The following is a 14,329-nucleotide window of genomic DNA, read 5'->3' on the forward strand; positions in this document are numbered from 1 at the left end:
GTCCCCGCCTCGCCCGCGGTGTCGCACGCTGCTGGCAGGATGACCCCGTGCCCCAGTTCACCCCCGCCCGTGGCGACCACACGTTCGTCGACGCCCACGGCGTCACCGTCCACTACTACGCGTGGCGCGCGGCCTCGCCGAAGGGCGTCGTGCAGATCGCCCACGGCGTCGCCGAGCACGCGCTCCGCTACGAGGCGCTCGCCCACGACCTCGTCCGCGCCGGCTACACCGTCTACGCCGACGACCATCTCGGCCACGGGCAGACGGGTCTCGGTCAGTGGGGCGGCGATCACACGAAGCTCGGCCGGCTGGGTCCCTCGGGCCTCGCGGGCACGATCGAGGCGATCACCCAGCTGACGGGCATCATCCGGGCCGACGAGCCGGGGCTGCCGCTGGTCGGCCTCGGGCACTCGTGGGGGTCGCTCATGATGCAGAAGATCATCGACCGCCGTGCCTCGCTCTTCGACGCGGTCGTGCTCAGCGGCACGGCGTACCGCATGCCGGGCAGCATGAACGGCGGCGACCTGAACAAGCGGCACGCGCACGAGGGCGGCACGGGGTTCGAGTGGCTCAGCCGCGACCCGGCGGTCGTCGAGCGCGCCGTCGCCGACCCGCTGATGACGGTGGCGACCGTGGCGAAGCTGTTCGGCTACCGCGACGCCCTGCGGCTCTTCGGGCGCCCCTCGCGCACCCTCGACTCCGACCCGCCCGTGCTGATCCTCGTCGGTGACGACGACACCCTCGGCGGCGAGGCCAGCGCCCGTCGGCTCGCGACGGCGTACCTGCGCCGCAGCCGCCTCAGCGACGTCGAGCTGATCGTGTACACGGGCGCCCGGCACGAGGTCTTCGCCGAGACGAACCGCGACGAGGTCGTCGCCGATCTCGTCCGGTGGCTCGACGACCGAGTGGCCTAGGCTGCGACCCATGCACGGTGAGTACAAGGTCCCAGGCGGAAAACTCGTGGTCGTCGATCTCGAGGTCGGCGACGGCCGCATCACCGGGTTCCGCCTGGCAGGCGACTTCTTCCTCGAGCCGGACACCGCGCTCGACGCGATCGACCGGGCGGTCAACGGCCTGCCCGTCGAGTCGGACGCCGCGACGATCGCCGCGGCCATCCGCCGGGGTCTGCCCGACGACGCCGTGCTGCTCGGGTTCAGCCCCGAGGCGATCGCGGTGGCCGTCCGGCGCAGCCTGTCGAAGGCCACCGACTGGCGCGACTACGAGTGGCAGATCATCCACGACGAGCCGGTGTCGCCCAACATGCACCTCGCCCTCGACCAGGTGCTCACCGAAGAGGTCGGCGCCGGTCGCCGCGGCCCCACCCTCCGGTTCTGGGAGTGGAAGCAGCCGGCGGTCGTCATCGGCAGCTTCCAGTCGCTGAAGAACGAGGTCGACCTCGACAACGCGGCGCTCCACGGCTTCGAGGTGGTCCGTCGGATCAGCGGCGGCGGAGCCATGTTCATGGACGCCGAGTCGATCGTCACGTACTCGCTCTACGCACCGGGCGAGCTCGTGCAGGGCATGAGCTTCGCCGACTCGTACGCCTACCTCGACGAGTGGGTCATCACGGCGCTCAAGTCGCTCGGCATCGATGCGTTCTACCAGCCGCTGAACGACATCACCTCGGCCAAGGGCAAGATCGGCGGTGCCGCGCAGAAGCGCCTCGGCAACGGCGCCCTGCTGCACCACGCCACGATGTCGTACGACATGGACGGCGAGAAGATGGTGCAGGTGCTGCGCATCGGCCGCGAGAAGATGAGCGACAAGGGCACCACGAGCGCCGCGAAGCGGGTGGACCCGCTGCGCAGTCAGACCGGGCTGCCCCGCACCGAGATCATCGAGCGGTTGAAGCAGACGTTCACCGGGCTCTACGGCGCGACGACCGGGCACGTGACCGACGACGAGCTCGCTCAGGCCGAGCAGCTCGTCACGACGAAGTTCGCCACGCCCGAGTGGCTGCGTCGCGTCCCCTGACCCCCGAGTGGCTGCGTCGCGTCCCCTGACGCCCGAGTGGCTGCGTCGCGTCCCCTGACCGCCGAGGAGGCGCGGGTCAGCGGGTGAGGAGCTCGCGGTAGTCGACGTGCTCGTCGATGTAGTCGGCGACGAACGGGCAGAGCGGCACGACGCGGCGCTCACTGCCCTCGCGCACGTCGTCGAGGGCTCCCTGCACGAGCTGCGCGCCGAGCCCGGTCGAGCGGCGGCTGGGCTCGATCTCGGTGTGGGTGAAGCGGATCTCGTCACCGACGATCTCGTAGGCGGCGAAGCCGACGGTGGCATCGCCCTCGACGAGGGCGTACTGGTTCTGGTCCGGGCGGTTCTCGACGACGGTGTTCATCCCGCCACGCTACGCCTGCGGGCCCGTGCTGCCCCGGGCACGGCGAGCAGGCGCGGCGTCGCCTGCGCGATCGGCCGTCGCCACCCGACAGAATGGGGGCATGCCCGTGAACTGGACCAGCACCTCCCCGAGTCTCGTGGTCCAGGGCGACAACCTCGACGTCACGGCGAAGCTGCCCGACGAGGCCTTCACCGTCGTCTACCTCGATCCGCCGTTCAACACGGGTCGACAGCAGCAGCGTCGATCGACCACGTCGATCCGCAGCGCCGACGACTCCGTGACCGCCGTGACCGGTTTCAAGGGCGTCGCGTACGAGCGCATCCGCGGCGACCTCATGCGCTACGACGACCGATTCGACGACTACTGGTCGTTCCTCGAGCCGCGACTGGCCGAGGCCTGGCGTCTGCTGGCGCCCGACGGCACCCTGTACCTGCACCTCGACTATCGTGAGGCCCACTACGCCAAGGTGCTGCTCGACGTGCTGTTCGGGCGCGACAACTTCCTCAACGAGATCATCTGGGCCTATGACTACGGCGCGAAGAGCCGCAACCGCTGGCCCACGAAGCACGACACGATCCTCGTCTACGTGAAGGACCCCTCGCGGTACCACTTCGACTCCGAGACGGTCGACCGCGAGCCGTACATGGCGCCCGGGCTGGTGACGCCCGAGAAGGTCGCCCGCGGCAAGCTGCCGACCGACGTCTGGTGGCACACGATCGTCTCGCCGACGGGCCGCGAGAAGACGGGCTATCCGACCCAGAAGCCCGAGGGCGTTCTACGCCGCATGGTGCAGGCGTCGAGTCGCGAGGGCGACTGGGTGCTCGACTTCTTCGCCGGCAGCGGCACGACCGGCGCCGTGGCCGAGGCTCTCGGTCGCCGGTTCGTGCTCGTCGACAGCAACGAGGAGGCGGTGGCCGTCATGCGCCGACGCCTCCCGCAGGCGGACTTCGCCGTGGTCAAGCCGCGACCCGCGCGCCGACGGGTCGCCCCGGGGACGAAGACGAAGGCCGCCGCGACCCCGAAGGAGACGACCGCCACCGAGGCGGCCGGCTGATCAGGCGGCGGGCTGCTGCGGCCAGCTGATCAGGCGGCGGTCTGCGAGAGCTCGCGGGCGTGGTCCGCGTTGTGCGAAGCCCCGACGGAGACGGTGCCTCGGACGACCGCGACGAGCTGCTCGTGCGTCAGCGACTGGAGCATCTGGGCGTTCATCAGATCATCCCCAGGGCCGTGCCGACGGCTGCGCCGAGGCTGATGATCATCCCGATCGAGGCGACGACGATGACCGCGACGGTCGAGTCGTGCCCTGCGTCGAGGGAGTCGGTCCGACGCCCCTGCGGCGTCGTCGTGAGTGCAGTCATGTTCCGCTCGTTTCTGGCATCCCTGCGATGCCTGCCGATCCGACGTGATGCGGTCACGGCCCGCCCGGAGGAGGGTCCGTGCGCCTCCGGCCGTGAACCGGAGACGGTGGCCCCGCCGTGAATCGGGGCCGTGACACGAGCGTGGCAGAGGGTGTTTAGCTTGTCTAGCGATTCAGGGGGTCGGTTCGCCTTGCGGATACCTGTCTCGCGGGGGTCGCGTTTTCCGGATCAGGAGCCGTGCTGGGGGGTGACCCGCGCCTCCTCGGCGGGCTCGCCCTGCGTCGCCGAACCGGGGTCGGCGTCGTCGTGATCGTCGAGCGAGAGCGCCTCGGACATCGCGTCGAGGAACGACGCCACGGCGGCCTGCTCGTCGGCCGTCATCGCCTCGGCGGTCGTGATCATGCGCTGGTGCATCGCCGACAGGGTCGACCGCACTTCGACGTGCGAATCGGTCGTCACGGTCAGCAGCACCCCGCGCCGATCGGTCGGGTGCGGGTTGCGCTGCAGGTGCCCGCTGCCGACGAGCCGGGTGATCAGGACCGACGTCGAGGCCGACGTGATGCCGAGGTGGGTGGCGAGGTCCTTCGCGTTGACGTCCTCGCCGCGGCGCGACGCGCGCACGAGGAATCTCAGCGCGGCCAGGTCGGTGTCGCCCATGCCCATCGAGTCACGGGTGCGCTTGCGCATGGCCGACTCCGCGGCCCGGTAGCGGCGGAGGGCGTTCAGCACCTCGACACCGCGCTCTTCGCTGCTGCTCGTGTACCAGTAGCCGGTCGCGTCGTACAGGGCCGCCGGGGTGTTCGTCGCCATGCTAGAGAGACTAGCTTCACCGGGTGGGAGGCACGAACCCCGAACCCGCCGAGACGGAGAACGGGCCGCGCCTCTCGAGAGACGCGGCCCGTGTGGTCATCGCGCCTCCCGCGTGAGCTTCACGGGCAGGGTACGCCGGGGGCGAGACGACCGGGGAGGTGGCTAGCACCTCCAGCAGGACACACGCTACCCCCTTGCCAGGGTGGTCACGACCGTCGACGACGAATACGGAGGCGACGACCAGGTTCCCGGCGGGCTCCGGCGGGGGTTCGCCGAGCGTTCGCCGAGCGCGTCCGCGAGCAGGGTCGGTCGGCGCGGGTATGCCTCGGCGGGCCGATGACTAGGCTCGGGCCGATGTCACCTCGTCTCGCCTCGTCCCGCTCCGTCTTCGTGGTCCCCCTCGCGGCGGTGCTCGCCGCGGCCCTGCTCGCGTCGTGCTCGTCGGCGTCGCCGGACGCCTCGGCGTCCCGCACCCCGTCGGAGTCGCCCGTCTCGGCCGGGCCGACGCCGTCGCCGCAGGCGGGGTCCGCGGAGCCCGAGCCGGAGTCCTCGCCGGCGGAGACCGAGGAGGCGCCCCCCGCCTCCCCGACACCGCCCGCCTTCGACGCGACGGCCCGATCGATCGACGACCCGTCGAGTCTCTGGGTGGTCAGCGACAAGCTCCGCCCCCTCGACCCCGTCGACTACGCGCCGACCGACCTCGTGACCCCCGACGTCGCGAGCCAGAACCCGCCGACGCTGCGGGCCGAGGTGGCCGCCGCCGTCGTCGAGATGTTCGCCGCGGGGGAGGCCGAGGGCGCAGGCGCGTTCCAGGTGCAGAGCGCCTACCGCTCGTACGCATTGCAGGTGGATGTCTACGGCGGCTACGTTCAGCGGGAGGGGCAGGCCGCTGCGGATGCGCAGAGCGCGCGCCCGGGCTTCAGCGAGCACCAGACGGGGTTGGCCCTCGATATCAGCCCGATCCCGCTCAGCTGCCCGTTGAAGGCGTGCTTCGGGGACACCACACAGGGCCGGTGGCTCGCCGACAACGCCTGGCGCTTCGGATTCCTGCTGCGGTACCCCGTCGACAAGGTCGAGGTCACGGGCTTCATGTACGAGCCGTGGCACTTCCGGTACATCGGCCCCGAGCTCGCGACCGAGATGCACGAGACCGGCGTGACGACCCTCGAGGAGTTCTTCGGGCTGCCCGCCGCGCCCGACTACGCCGGCTGACCTCGGGTCGAGACCCGCGCGTAGCCGATCGACTCATCGCAGGGCCGTTCGCGTCTCGCAACCAACCTTCATGTCACCTGATGTCCACCGCAGTCGCGATACATGGTCATGAGACCGACCGTGCCTTGAGATCACGGGCCGACGGTTGCATGAAGTGTGCGGTCGGCGAGACGTCTCGCAACCGTAGGGTTGAGAGACGGTCACTTAAAGCTGAACCAAGGGCAATCGATTTGCCGAAGACGGCGCTAATGATCACGACGGACGGTCAGCGCAGCACGGAACCCACCTTCTTCGCGGGTGACGGCAGCCATCTGGTGGGCTGCGGAGTCATCTGCGAAGACCATGTCGGACCCGAGGGTCACGTCGTCCAGATTCCCCGCCGAATCGGCGTAGTCAGGCAGCCCGTAGATCTCCCGGCCGATGTCCTCTGGCAACGCCAGCTGGGAGGTCAGGAGGGGGCGTGAGTTGCCGCGGACGCTGTCGATGTCGGGGTAGACCTCGAAGTGCACGTGGGGCCATCGCCCCGGGTAGCAGCCCGGGAAGACGGTCGTGAAGCTGACGTCGCCCGCCTCGTCGACCTCTTGAACACCGCGGCGGTACGTCGCGTTCTCCAGTCCGGGCGAGTACATCGAGTATCCGCCCGCTGCATCGCACTGCCACACGTACACCGCTGCTCCGCTCAGGGGGAGGGTTGCGCCACTCCCGCCCAGGACGGTGAGAGTCAAGTTCAGTGCGACGCCGGCGGCTGTCTCGCCGCCTCCGATGCTCGACCGGATGTCCTTTCGGACGATCCCGAACCGCTCGAGGACGTCGACGCCGTTCGACCCGTCCCCGGGGAACGGCCCCGCGATCTCCGCGGGTGTCCCCGATCCCGCCGCCGGGGTCTCCGGCGGCGCGGACGAGGGGAGCCCGCGTGGCTCCGTCGTGCAGGCGGCGAGGGCCAGCGAGCCGGCACCGAGCCCGATCATGCCGAGTGCTCTCCGTCGTGTCATGACCGTGTCCACGTCGAACGCGACACCTTGGTCGACGACCTCGTCCTGCGGCCGAGGGAGAGGCCGGCCCTCGTAGGCGGGGCCTTCCGAGGTGATGTCGGGGTGGGGAATGCGCCCGCCGGCACGGCCGAACCTGTTCGTCATCTTCAGACCGTAGGTCCCGTCGGGTGCGGACAGGGAGACCCTGTCAGGGCCGGTCTTCGGCGGGAGGTTCGCGAAGGGGGGTCTCGCGGGGCTCGTCTCGCCCGACCGAGACGGTGTTCGGTCGAGAGGACGACGACGAGGAGAGCATGATGACGGCAAGAGGAACCGACGGGTCCGGGTCGATGAGGGTTTGGGTGAGCGGTGACGGGCTCGCCCTGGCTCGGTCTGAACGGCCGGTACCCGAGATGACCGGCGACGGCGTGATGGTCCGTGTTCACGCTGCCGCGCTCAATAATGGAGACCTTCGCCCGTCGGGCGAGGAACACGTCGCCGGGTTCGAATTCAGTGGCGAGGTCCTCCGAGTGGGTGACCACGCGGACATCTCGCTCCTCGGGAAGAGAGTCTGCGGAATCGCCGCGGGGACGCTCGCCGACTACGTCGTGGCGGACCGCCGGCACCTGCTTCTCGCTCCCGCGAACCTGTCCGATGCCGAGGCGGCCGCCACTCCCACCGCGTTCACCACGGAACTCGGGGCTGCTTGGACGGCGGGCATCGTTTCGGGATCCTCGGTACTCGTCACCGCCGGGAGTTCGTCGCTGGGACTCGTCGCCATTCAAGTGGCGAGGGAGCTCGGTGCCGCCCGGGTCATCGCGACGACGCGAACCGGAGGCAAGGCCGCCGCCATGCGGGATGCTGGCGCTGACAGCGTCCTCGTCGCGGAGGACGAGCGCCTCGCCGAGGTCGTGCTCGACGCCACGGACGGTCGAGGTGTGGACTTCGTGCTCGATCATCTCGGCGGAGACGCTCTCGACTCCGTCATCGCCTCCACCGTGGACGGCGGCACCGTCGTGAGCGTCGGACGTCTGGCGGGCGGAAGAGGCTCCGTGGACCTCTTCGCTCTCGCCCGCCGGCACGTCCAGCTGCGGTCCGTCTCGTACGACCTCACGCCCCCTGAGGTTCTCGGCACCCTCTTCGACGGGTTCGACCGGGTTCTGCTGTCCGGGGTTCTCGCCGGCCGGGTCCGTCCGATCGTGGGTGCCTCTTTCGCGTTCGACGACGCCGATCAGGCGCTCGAAACCCTGCGGGCCGGCATCACGGTGGGGAAGATCGTCGTCATGGTCCGGTGATCGACGTCAGTCGACGTCGCTACCAGGACGCCCGTCACGGTTCCTCGATGACGGGGCACCTCCCGGGCGAGGTCTGATCTCGACGGTCGCAGCGACCGTCGAGGCGGTGAGCATGGGACGCAGGTAAGGGCTACCCGAGTACTTCAGTCGGTAGGCGGCATCGATCTCGGCGTCGGCCTCGCCTGCGGCGGCTCGGAAGGTCACCTCGTGCTCGGCTCCGGCGGCACTGATGCGCCCGGCGCCTTGCTGCATCGCGGCCTGGTACCAGCGCGAGGCCGTGCCGTTGTAGGCGCGGACGAAGAGGGCGTCGTCGACGACGACGGACCAGATCCAGGTGGGCGTGCCGTAGGTCGTACCGTCGCCCCGGAACGGTGACACATGGAGGTCGTCGCTCTCGGCGATCCTCGCAAGAGTGTCGCTGCTGAAGGTGGTCATCGATGTTCCTTCCCGCTCGCGCACTGTTCAGGAGCGGAACGGTGCAGTGGACCCGTGGCTGCTCTTCTCATCTGCCGGCGAAGTCGTCGTCGGTGATGTGCTCGAGCCAGGTGGTGGTGCTGGCCGGGTCGTCGCCGTTCTCGAGCATCGCGATGTGCTCCATGAAGACGCCGGGGGCGGCGGCGTGGAAGTGCTCCTGGCCGGGCGGGGTGTAGATCGTCTGACCGGGGTGGACGTCGATGATCTGACCGTCGCGGGTGCCGAAGCGGCCGACGCCGGCGGTGACGCGCAGATACTGGCCCTTCTCGTGCGAGTGCCAGGCGGTGCGGGCGCCCGGGGCGAAGCGCACGGTGGCGACCACCATGTGCTGGCCGTCTTCGTGGGGCATGGCGATCGGGTCGAGCCAGACGTCGCCGGCGAACTGCTCGGGCGGGTTCTTGGTCGTGGGGGCGGCGGGTTCGATGTTCACGAGGCGTCCTGTTCGTCGGTGGTGAAGTGCTGTTGCGCGACGCTCATCGCGGCCATGCCGTCGGGCCAGCCCGCGTAGAGGGTGACATGGGTGATGGCCTCGATCAGCTCCTCCTGGGTGACGCCGTTCTCGACGGCGCGGCCCAGGTGGAACTCGAGCTGGCCGGTGTTGCCGCCGGCGGCGAGGACGGCGACGGTGATGAGGCTCCGATCGCGTGCGGACAGTTCCGGGCGGTTCCAGACGTCATCGAAGAGGACGTCGTCGGTGAGCGCGGCGAGCTTCGGGGCGAACTCCCCGAACATGCTCCGTCCGCCCCCGACCTGCTTCGGCTGGTCTGCCATGACTCTTCTCCTGCCTGATGCGTGCTCGACGATGTCGTTCATCGCCTGGATGCCACGAAACCCCGGACTACGGTCCTGAGGGAGGCCCTGATGTGACACCCCGGCCAGGGCGTCAGCCGATGGTCTGGCCGCCGTCGACGACGAGGGTGTGTCCGACGGCGAACCCGCCGTCGTCGGAGGTCAGCCACAGCACGGCCGAGGCGATCTCCTCGGGCTTGCCGAGCCGGCCGATGGGCTCTTGGGCGATGACGTCGGCGTAGCCGTCGTCCGTGCCGCCGGTGAGGCGCTCGATCATCTTCGTGTCGATCATCCCGGGGGCGACGACGTTCACCCGGATGCCGTCACCGACGTACTCGAGGGCCGTGGACTTGCTGAGTCCGATGACGGCGTGCTTCGCCGCAGCGTAAGCGGCCTGGCCTGAGATGCCCATGACGCCGGCTCCCGAGGAGGTGTTGACGATCGCGCCGCCTCCGGTGGCCTTCATGTGGCGGATCTCGTGCTTCACGCATAGGTAGACGCCACGGACGTCGACACTCATGATGCGGTCGAACTCGGCGTCGTCGAGGTCGGCGGTGAGGGTCTGGGTCTGCTCGAGGCCGGCGTTGTTGAACGCGACGTCGAGGCGTCCCCAGGTGGAGACCACCTGGTCGAGGGCAGCGACCACCTGCGCGGCGTCGGAGACGTCGAGGTCGATGGCTGTTGCGGTCCCGCCTGCTGTGGTGATCATCGAGGCTGTCTCCTGGTGGCCGGCGCCGGGAAGGTCGGCGACGGCGACACGGGCGCCTTCTGCGGCGTAGGCGAGGGCGGTCGCGCGGCCGATCCCGCCGGCGCCGCCGGTGACGAATGCGACTTTGTCCGTGAAACGGGGAGTGGTGATGCTCATGATTTTCTCCTTCTGACTGTGGGTGGGTAGGGGAGTGACGGTGATGTCGTCGCTTCGCCTGTGGGGGCTACAGGCGGAGGGTCAGAGTCGGGCGGGGAAGGCGTTCCTGCGGCCGATGAATGTGAGCGCCAGAGCGATGGTTCCGAAGATGATCAACACGCTGGGAAGGACCAGTCCGTCGGCCACGGTCAGCAGGCCGGCGCCGACGATCCCGGCAGCGAAGATGGCGACGTTGAAGGCCACGGGCAGGAACGAGTTGGCGACATCGGCGTTGTCGCCGCCGGCCGTCGTGAGAGCTGCCTGCAACTGTGCGGCGGCGCCGCCGAAGGTCAGGCCCCAGAACACCGCGGCGATGAGAACGGCGGGTGCTGAGGCGTGCCCGACGAAGAGGATCAGGCCCACGCCGACGAAAACCGCCAGGCTGCCGTGCAGCAAGGGTCGCGGGTGACGGTCGAGAAGAGCGCCCGTCACGATGATCCCGCCGATCGACGAAATGCCGTAGACGAGCAGGGTGAGGTCGACGCCGAGACCTGAACCGCCGGTACGGAGATACGGGGCGATGTAGGTGTAAAGGGTGTTGTGGGCGATCATCCACGTCGCGATGACAGCCAGGATCATCGCGACACCGGGGATCCTGATGACACGGGTCAGGGGCAGGCGCGACGTCGCGGGTGCCGGTGCTGCATCGGCGACGACGGTGAGCACGAGGATCAGGACGATGGCGCCGAGGATGCTGAGGCCTCCGAAAGACCACCGCCAGTCCAGAGTCGTTCCGATCCAGGACCCCAGCGGGGTGCCGAAGGCGAACCCGACGGGTGCTCCGGCCGAGACGATGGCGAGGGAGCGTCCGGCTTGCTTCTCGGGGCTGATCCTGCGCCCGTAGGCGGCGAGCATGCCCCAGATGGTCCCCGAGAAGGCTCCGGCGATGAACCGTGCCACGAGGGCCACGGCCACTGTCGGGGCTACAGCGGTGACGAGGTTGGACAGGATGAGGCCGGTGAGGGCGACGGCGAGCAGTGGCCGTCGGCGAACTCCTCGGGTGAGGGTGATCGCTGGGACGGTGGCGATGACTGTGCCGAGAGCGTAGGCGCTGATCAGCAGTCCGACGGTGCCCTCGCCGGTGTCGAGCCCGCTGGCGATCTGCGGAAGGAGCCCGGCCGGCATCGTCTCCATGGCGACGAGGATGAACCCGGTCGTCGCGAGCACGACGAGGGAGACCAGCGGGAGCCGGCCAGCAGGGGAGTCAGCACCCTCCGCAGACGGTGAATCGATCGGGACGGAAGCGGTCGGAGTGGTCACGAGGTCCTTTCGGGCGCACCAGAGCGCGGCAGGAGAGCGAGGGGTTCAGGGAAGTCCGGTCCGATACGGGGACCGGGAGGCGCGGGTCAGATCGCGTGCTCGGCGTTTCGCGCGCGTTCCACGATGCGTTCGGTGGCCGCCCAGGTGGCGAGCAGCTGCAGCCCCTCATCGGAGTCGCTGCCGGGGGCAGCGGTATAGACGGTCAGGTAGTGACCGGGGGAGTCTTGTAGGTCCATGGCATGGAAGTCGAGTTCGAGGAGGCCCACGACGGGGTGCCGGAACTGTTTCGCACCGGTGTAGTGACGCCGAACGTCGTGCTCGGCCCACCGGGTGCGGAAGTCGTCACTTCGGATCGAGAGTTCTCCGACGAGGGCAGCGATCCCGGAGTCGTGGGGATCGCGTCCGGCATCGCGCCGGAGGATGGCGACGTTGACGTTCGCAGCGCGCTCCCAGTCCGGGTAGAAATCGTGAGCCCGGGGGTCGAGGAAGATGAACCGGGAGTGGTTCGCCGGCCGAAGCGAACCGCGATACATGTCCGAGTACAGGGCGAATCCGAGGGCGTTGGCAGCGACCAGATCCATGTGGGTGTTCGTGACCATGGCCACCGCCCCGGTCATCGAGTCCAGCATGTGCTGGATGGGGGATTCAGCGATCTTCTGCGCGGGGCTCGGCGCCGGGCGACGACGCGCCGGGGTTGCAGCTCGCGCAAGGTCGTACAGGTGGTCCCGTTCGGCCTGATCCATCTCGAGTGCGCGGGCGATGCTGTCAAGGACGCTGTCGGAGACACCGCCGAGGCTGCCCCGCTCGACCTTCGTGTAGTAATCGACGCTCACACCAGCAAGACGAGCGACCTCGTCGCGCCGCAGCCCCGGTACTCGGCGCCGCCCGCCGGCACTGACGACTCCCGTCATGTCAGGAGTCAGACGCGCACGGCGTGACGAAAGGAACTCCCGCACCTCAGCTCGATTGTCCATACCGTGACGCTACGACTCCTACTAGCAGCCAGCCAGGCCCTGACGGAGCCCCGCTTGACGGAGGTGTCCACGAGTCAAGGGGGTTCTGACCGGGCCTGTTTGCCCGTGGAACGACGGCTTAACGTCTGAGAAGAGCATGGCGTCGTTGCGCGCTGTCCGTCGATTGCAGGGCCTGCGCGACGTGGACGCCCTCCCCGCGACTGACCTGAGAAGGAGCGATATGAAGGCCACCCTGATGTACAAGTCCGGCGACGTCCGAGTCGTCGAGGTCCCGGACCCCGTCATCCAGCAGCCCACCGAGGCGCTCATCCGAGTCACCTACGCCTGCGTCTGCGGATCCGACCTGCACCCCTACCACGACCTCGAGGACACCCCCGAGGGCCGCCGCATGGGCCACGAGGCCATCGGTGTCATCGTGGAGATCGGCGAAGACGTTCGCACCCTGTCGGTCGGCGACACGGTCATCGTGCCCTTCGCCTGGTCCGATGGAACCTGCCCGTTCTGCCAGGACGGCCTGACGACGTCATGCACCCACGGCGGTTTCTTCGACGGCGCCGCCTCAGCCACCCAGGCCGAGAAGCTCATCGTCCCCCAGGCCGACGGTACGGCCGTCGTCATCCCGGAGGGCACTGACGAAGCGCTCATGCCGAGCCTGCTGACCTTGTCCGACGTCTACCTCACCGGCTACCACGCCGCCATCCGCGGCGATGTCGAGCCCGGCAAGACCGTCACCGTCATCGGCGACGGCGCTGTCGGGCTCTCCGCCGTCCTCGCGGCCAAGCAGCTCGGCGCCGAGACCATCATCCTGATGGGCCGTCACACCGCCCGCACCGACCTCGGTCGCGACTTCGGTGCGACCCACGTCGTCGCCGAGCGAGGCGACGAAGGAGTCGCGAAGGTCATGGAGATCACCCGTGGCGAGGGGTCACACGTTGTGCTCGAGGCCGTCGGCCACATGCCGGCCTACGAGCAGGCTGTCGGCATCGTCCGTGCCGGAGGAACCATCAGCCGTGTCGGTGTTCCCCAGTACGAGGAGGCGGCGGTCGGCATGGCGTCCCTGTTCGGCAAGAACGCCACCCTCACCGGCGGCCCCGCCACCGTCCGCGCCTACCTCGAGCAGGTCCTGCCCCAGGTCCTCGACGGCACCATCGATCCGGGCCGTGTCTTCGACCGAGAGATGCCCCTCGACGACATCGCGGAGGCCTACCGCCTGATGGACGACCGCGAAGCGCTGAAAGTCCTCATCCGCCCCTAGCCATGCCGGGCGACACAGAGCAGATGCCCACCCCATCCGCCGTCCGGCACGACGAACGACAGGAACATCTCCATGGTCCCACCCGCCTCCCGACGCAGACGCCTTGCCCCCCAGGTCACGTCGGCGCTCCTTCTCACGACCGCCAGCTTCGGAATCCTCACCGGGTGCTCGAGCGCGACGGGACAGGCCCCTGACCCGGCCGTTGCATCCACGCGGGCGGCCGAACCCTCTGCCGCTGTCACTGTCCAACCGAACCAGGAGACCGTTCCGACCGAGGGGCCCGAGGCTCCCAGCGAGGTCGTCGGGACCGTCGTCAGGTTCAGCGGCGGAGGCAGCGTGGTGGATGTGACACTCCAGGAAGACAACCCGACGACTCGAGATCTCTTGTCGAGGCTGCCCGTGACCCTGGCCTTCGAGGAGTTCGCCGGGCGGGAGAAGATCGCCTATCCCGGGCCGGGACTCGACGTCGACGGCTCTCCCGGCTCGGACCCCGAGGACGGGGATCTCATCTACTTCACCCCCTGGGGGAACCTCGGCTTCTACTACGACGCTGCAGGCATCGACTACTCGGACTCGACCATCCACCTCGGCACCTACGAAGCCACCGCCGAGCAGCTCTCAGCCTTCGACAGTGCCGACGTGCGCCTCGAGATCGTGGAGTAGCCGCGGGCCCGACCCGAGGGTCGATGACCTTC

18 protein-coding genes are annotated in these 14,329 nt (G+C 69.1%); 7 read left to right on the forward strand and 11 right to left on the reverse strand.

Going from position 1 to position 14,329, the window contains the following annotated elements:
- The first annotated feature begins 47 nt into the window (after nt 1-47).
- Both ASF89_RS12170 and ASF89_RS12175 read left to right on the forward strand, forming a co-directional pair.
- Complete coding sequence (locus ASF89_RS12170) at nt 48-914, forward strand: alpha/beta hydrolase (protein ID WP_055795193.1); 867 nt, start codon at nt 48-50, stop codon at nt 912-914.
- 10 nt (nt 915-924) lie between these two features.
- The gene (locus ASF89_RS12175) at nt 925-1,974 is read left to right on the forward strand and encodes a biotin/lipoate A/B protein ligase family protein (RefSeq protein WP_055815152.1); all 1,050 of its coding nucleotides are present in this window, start codon (nt 925-927) and stop codon (nt 1,972-1,974) included.
- A gap of 76 nt (nt 1,975-2,050) precedes the next feature.
- Here the strand turns inward: ASF89_RS12175 and ASF89_RS12180 are convergent, their stop codons facing one another.
- Complete coding sequence (locus ASF89_RS12180; RefSeq protein WP_055815155.1) at nt 2,051-2,335, reverse strand: GNAT family N-acetyltransferase; 285 nt, start codon at nt 2,333-2,335, stop codon at nt 2,051-2,053.
- Nucleotides 2,336-2,435: 100 nt separating this feature from the next.
- Between ASF89_RS12180 and ASF89_RS12185 the strand changes: the two genes are divergently transcribed.
- The gene (locus ASF89_RS12185) at nt 2,436-3,389 is read left to right on the forward strand and encodes a site-specific DNA-methyltransferase (protein ID WP_082489993.1); all 954 of its coding nucleotides are present in this window, start codon (nt 2,436-2,438) and stop codon (nt 3,387-3,389) included.
- A 29-nt stretch (nt 3,390-3,418) separates the two neighbouring features.
- Here ASF89_RS12185 and ASF89_RS16205 read toward each other — a convergent pair whose 3' ends face one another.
- From ASF89_RS16205 to ASF89_RS12190, 3 genes are all read right to left on the reverse strand, one after another.
- Entirely contained in the window at nt 3,419-3,544 is a 126-nt protein-coding gene (locus ASF89_RS16205) for a hypothetical protein (RefSeq protein ID WP_255354990.1), read from the reverse strand.
- Nucleotides 3,544-3,693 carry a hypothetical protein gene (locus ASF89_RS15730; RefSeq protein WP_156463398.1) on the reverse strand — a complete coding sequence of 50 codons (150 nt, stop codon included), beginning with the start codon at nt 3,691-3,693 and terminating at the stop codon, nt 3,544-3,546. The genes ASF89_RS16205 and ASF89_RS15730 overlap by 1 nt, the downstream gene beginning before the upstream one ends.
- Nucleotides 3,694-3,921: 228 nt before the next feature.
- Entirely contained in the window at nt 3,922-4,503 is a 582-nt protein-coding gene (locus ASF89_RS12190; protein WP_055815158.1) for a MarR family winged helix-turn-helix transcriptional regulator, read from the reverse strand.
- 354 nt (nt 4,504-4,857) lie between these two features.
- Between ASF89_RS12190 and ASF89_RS12195 the strand changes: the two genes are divergently transcribed.
- Entirely contained in the window at nt 4,858-5,715 is an 858-nt protein-coding gene (locus ASF89_RS12195; protein WP_055815161.1) for a M15 family metallopeptidase, read from the forward strand.
- A gap of 245 nt (nt 5,716-5,960) precedes the next feature.
- Here the strand turns inward: ASF89_RS12195 and ASF89_RS12200 are convergent, their stop codons facing one another.
- Nucleotides 5,961-6,707, reverse strand: a complete 747-nt coding sequence (locus tag ASF89_RS12200; protein WP_235484117.1) for a 3,4-dioxygenase subunit beta — start codon at nt 6,705-6,707, stop codon at nt 5,961-5,963.
- A 257-nt stretch (nt 6,708-6,964) separates the two neighbouring features.
- On the opposite strand from ASF89_RS12200, the gene ASF89_RS12205 reads away from it, so the two are divergent.
- Nucleotides 6,965-7,978, forward strand: a complete 1,014-nt coding sequence (locus ASF89_RS12205) for a zinc-binding dehydrogenase (protein ID WP_055815166.1) — start codon at nt 6,965-6,967, stop codon at nt 7,976-7,978.
- 6 nt (nt 7,979-7,984) lie between these two features.
- On the opposite strand, the gene ASF89_RS12210 is transcribed toward ASF89_RS12205, so the two are convergent.
- The 6 genes from ASF89_RS12210 to ASF89_RS12235 form a co-directional block, all read right to left on the reverse strand.
- Nucleotides 7,985-8,413 carry a DUF2255 family protein gene (locus tag ASF89_RS12210; RefSeq protein WP_055815169.1) on the reverse strand — a complete coding sequence of 143 codons (429 nt, stop codon included), beginning with the start codon at nt 8,411-8,413 and terminating at the stop codon, nt 7,985-7,987.
- Between the two features lie 67 nt (nt 8,414-8,480).
- Nucleotides 8,481-8,882, reverse strand: a complete 402-nt coding sequence (locus tag ASF89_RS12215; protein ID WP_055815172.1) for a cupin domain-containing protein — start codon at nt 8,880-8,882, stop codon at nt 8,481-8,483.
- On the reverse strand, nt 8,879-9,223 hold the full coding sequence (locus tag ASF89_RS12220; protein ID WP_055815177.1) for a carboxymuconolactone decarboxylase family protein: 345 nt from the start codon (nt 9,221-9,223) through the stop codon (nt 8,879-8,881). Before ASF89_RS12220 ends, ASF89_RS12215 begins: the two co-directional genes overlap by 4 nt.
- A gap of 112 nt (nt 9,224-9,335) precedes the next feature.
- On the reverse strand, nt 9,336-10,106 hold the full coding sequence (locus ASF89_RS12225; protein ID WP_055815180.1) for a glucose 1-dehydrogenase: 771 nt from the start codon (nt 10,104-10,106) through the stop codon (nt 9,336-9,338).
- Nucleotides 10,107-10,187: 81 nt separating this feature from the next.
- Complete coding sequence (locus ASF89_RS12230) at nt 10,188-11,405, reverse strand: MFS transporter (protein WP_082489994.1); 1,218 nt, start codon at nt 11,403-11,405, stop codon at nt 10,188-10,190.
- Nucleotides 11,406-11,491: 86 nt separating this feature from the next.
- On the reverse strand, nt 11,492-12,379 hold the full coding sequence (locus tag ASF89_RS12235; protein ID WP_055815183.1) for a helix-turn-helix transcriptional regulator: 888 nt from the start codon (nt 12,377-12,379) through the stop codon (nt 11,492-11,494).
- A 220-nt stretch (nt 12,380-12,599) separates the two neighbouring features.
- On the opposite strand from ASF89_RS12235, the gene ASF89_RS12240 reads away from it, so the two are divergent.
- Nucleotides 12,600-13,634: an alcohol dehydrogenase catalytic domain-containing protein gene (locus ASF89_RS12240; protein WP_082489995.1), complete on the forward strand. Its 1,035-nt coding sequence runs from the start codon at nt 12,600-12,602 to the stop codon at nt 13,632-13,634.
- A gap of 72 nt (nt 13,635-13,706) precedes the next feature.
- Nucleotides 13,707-14,297 carry a cyclophilin-like fold protein gene (locus ASF89_RS12245; RefSeq protein ID WP_156463399.1) on the forward strand — a complete coding sequence of 197 codons (591 nt, stop codon included), beginning with the start codon at nt 13,707-13,709 and terminating at the stop codon, nt 14,295-14,297.
- Nucleotides 14,298-14,329: the final 32 nt, after the last annotated feature.

The sequence above is a fragment of the Frigoribacterium sp. Leaf172 genome (assembly GCF_001424285.1).
In the GTDB taxonomy this organism is placed as follows: Bacteria; Actinomycetota; Actinomycetes; order Actinomycetales; family Microbacteriaceae; genus Frigoribacterium.

Coding starts and splice junctions, on each gene's coding strand:
- ASF89_RS12175 (WP_055815152.1), top strand. CDS start 925: ATGCACGGTGAGTACAAGGTCCCAGGCGGAAAACTCGTGGTCGTCGAT.
- ASF89_RS12180 (WP_055815155.1), bottom strand. CDS start 2,335: ATGAACACCGTCGTCGAGAACCGCCCGGACCAGAACCAGTACGCCCTC.
- ASF89_RS12185 (WP_082489993.1), top strand. CDS start 2,436: ATGCCCGTGAACTGGACCAGCACCTCCCCGAGTCTCGTGGTCCAGGGC.
- ASF89_RS16205 (WP_255354990.1), bottom strand. CDS start 3,544: ATGAACGCCCAGATGCTCCAGTCGCTGACGCACGAGCAGCTCGTCGCG.
- ASF89_RS15730 (WP_156463398.1), bottom strand. CDS start 3,693: ATGACTGCACTCACGACGACGCCGCAGGGGCGTCGGACCGACTCCCTC.
- ASF89_RS12190 (WP_055815158.1), bottom strand. CDS start 4,503: ATGGCGACGAACACCCCGGCGGCCCTGTACGACGCGACCGGCTACTGG.
- ASF89_RS12195 (WP_055815161.1), top strand. CDS start 4,858: ATGTCACCTCGTCTCGCCTCGTCCCGCTCCGTCTTCGTGGTCCCCCTC.
- ASF89_RS12200 (WP_235484117.1), bottom strand. CDS start 6,707: ATGACACGACGGAGAGCACTCGGCATGATCGGGCTCGGTGCCGGCTCG.
- ASF89_RS12210 (WP_055815169.1), bottom strand. CDS start 8,413: ATGACCACCTTCAGCAGCGACACTCTTGCGAGGATCGCCGAGAGCGAC.
- ASF89_RS12220 (WP_055815177.1), bottom strand. CDS start 9,223: ATGGCAGACCAGCCGAAGCAGGTCGGGGGCGGACGGAGCATGTTCGGG.
- ASF89_RS12225 (WP_055815180.1), bottom strand. CDS start 10,106: ATGAGCATCACCACTCCCCGTTTCACGGACAAAGTCGCATTCGTCACC.
- ASF89_RS12235 (WP_055815183.1), bottom strand. CDS start 12,379: ATGGACAATCGAGCTGAGGTGCGGGAGTTCCTTTCGTCACGCCGTGCG.
- ASF89_RS12240 (WP_082489995.1), top strand. CDS start 12,600: ATGAAGGCCACCCTGATGTACAAGTCCGGCGACGTCCGAGTCGTCGAG.
- ASF89_RS12245 (WP_156463399.1), top strand. CDS start 13,707: ATGGTCCCACCCGCCTCCCGACGCAGACGCCTTGCCCCCCAGGTCACG.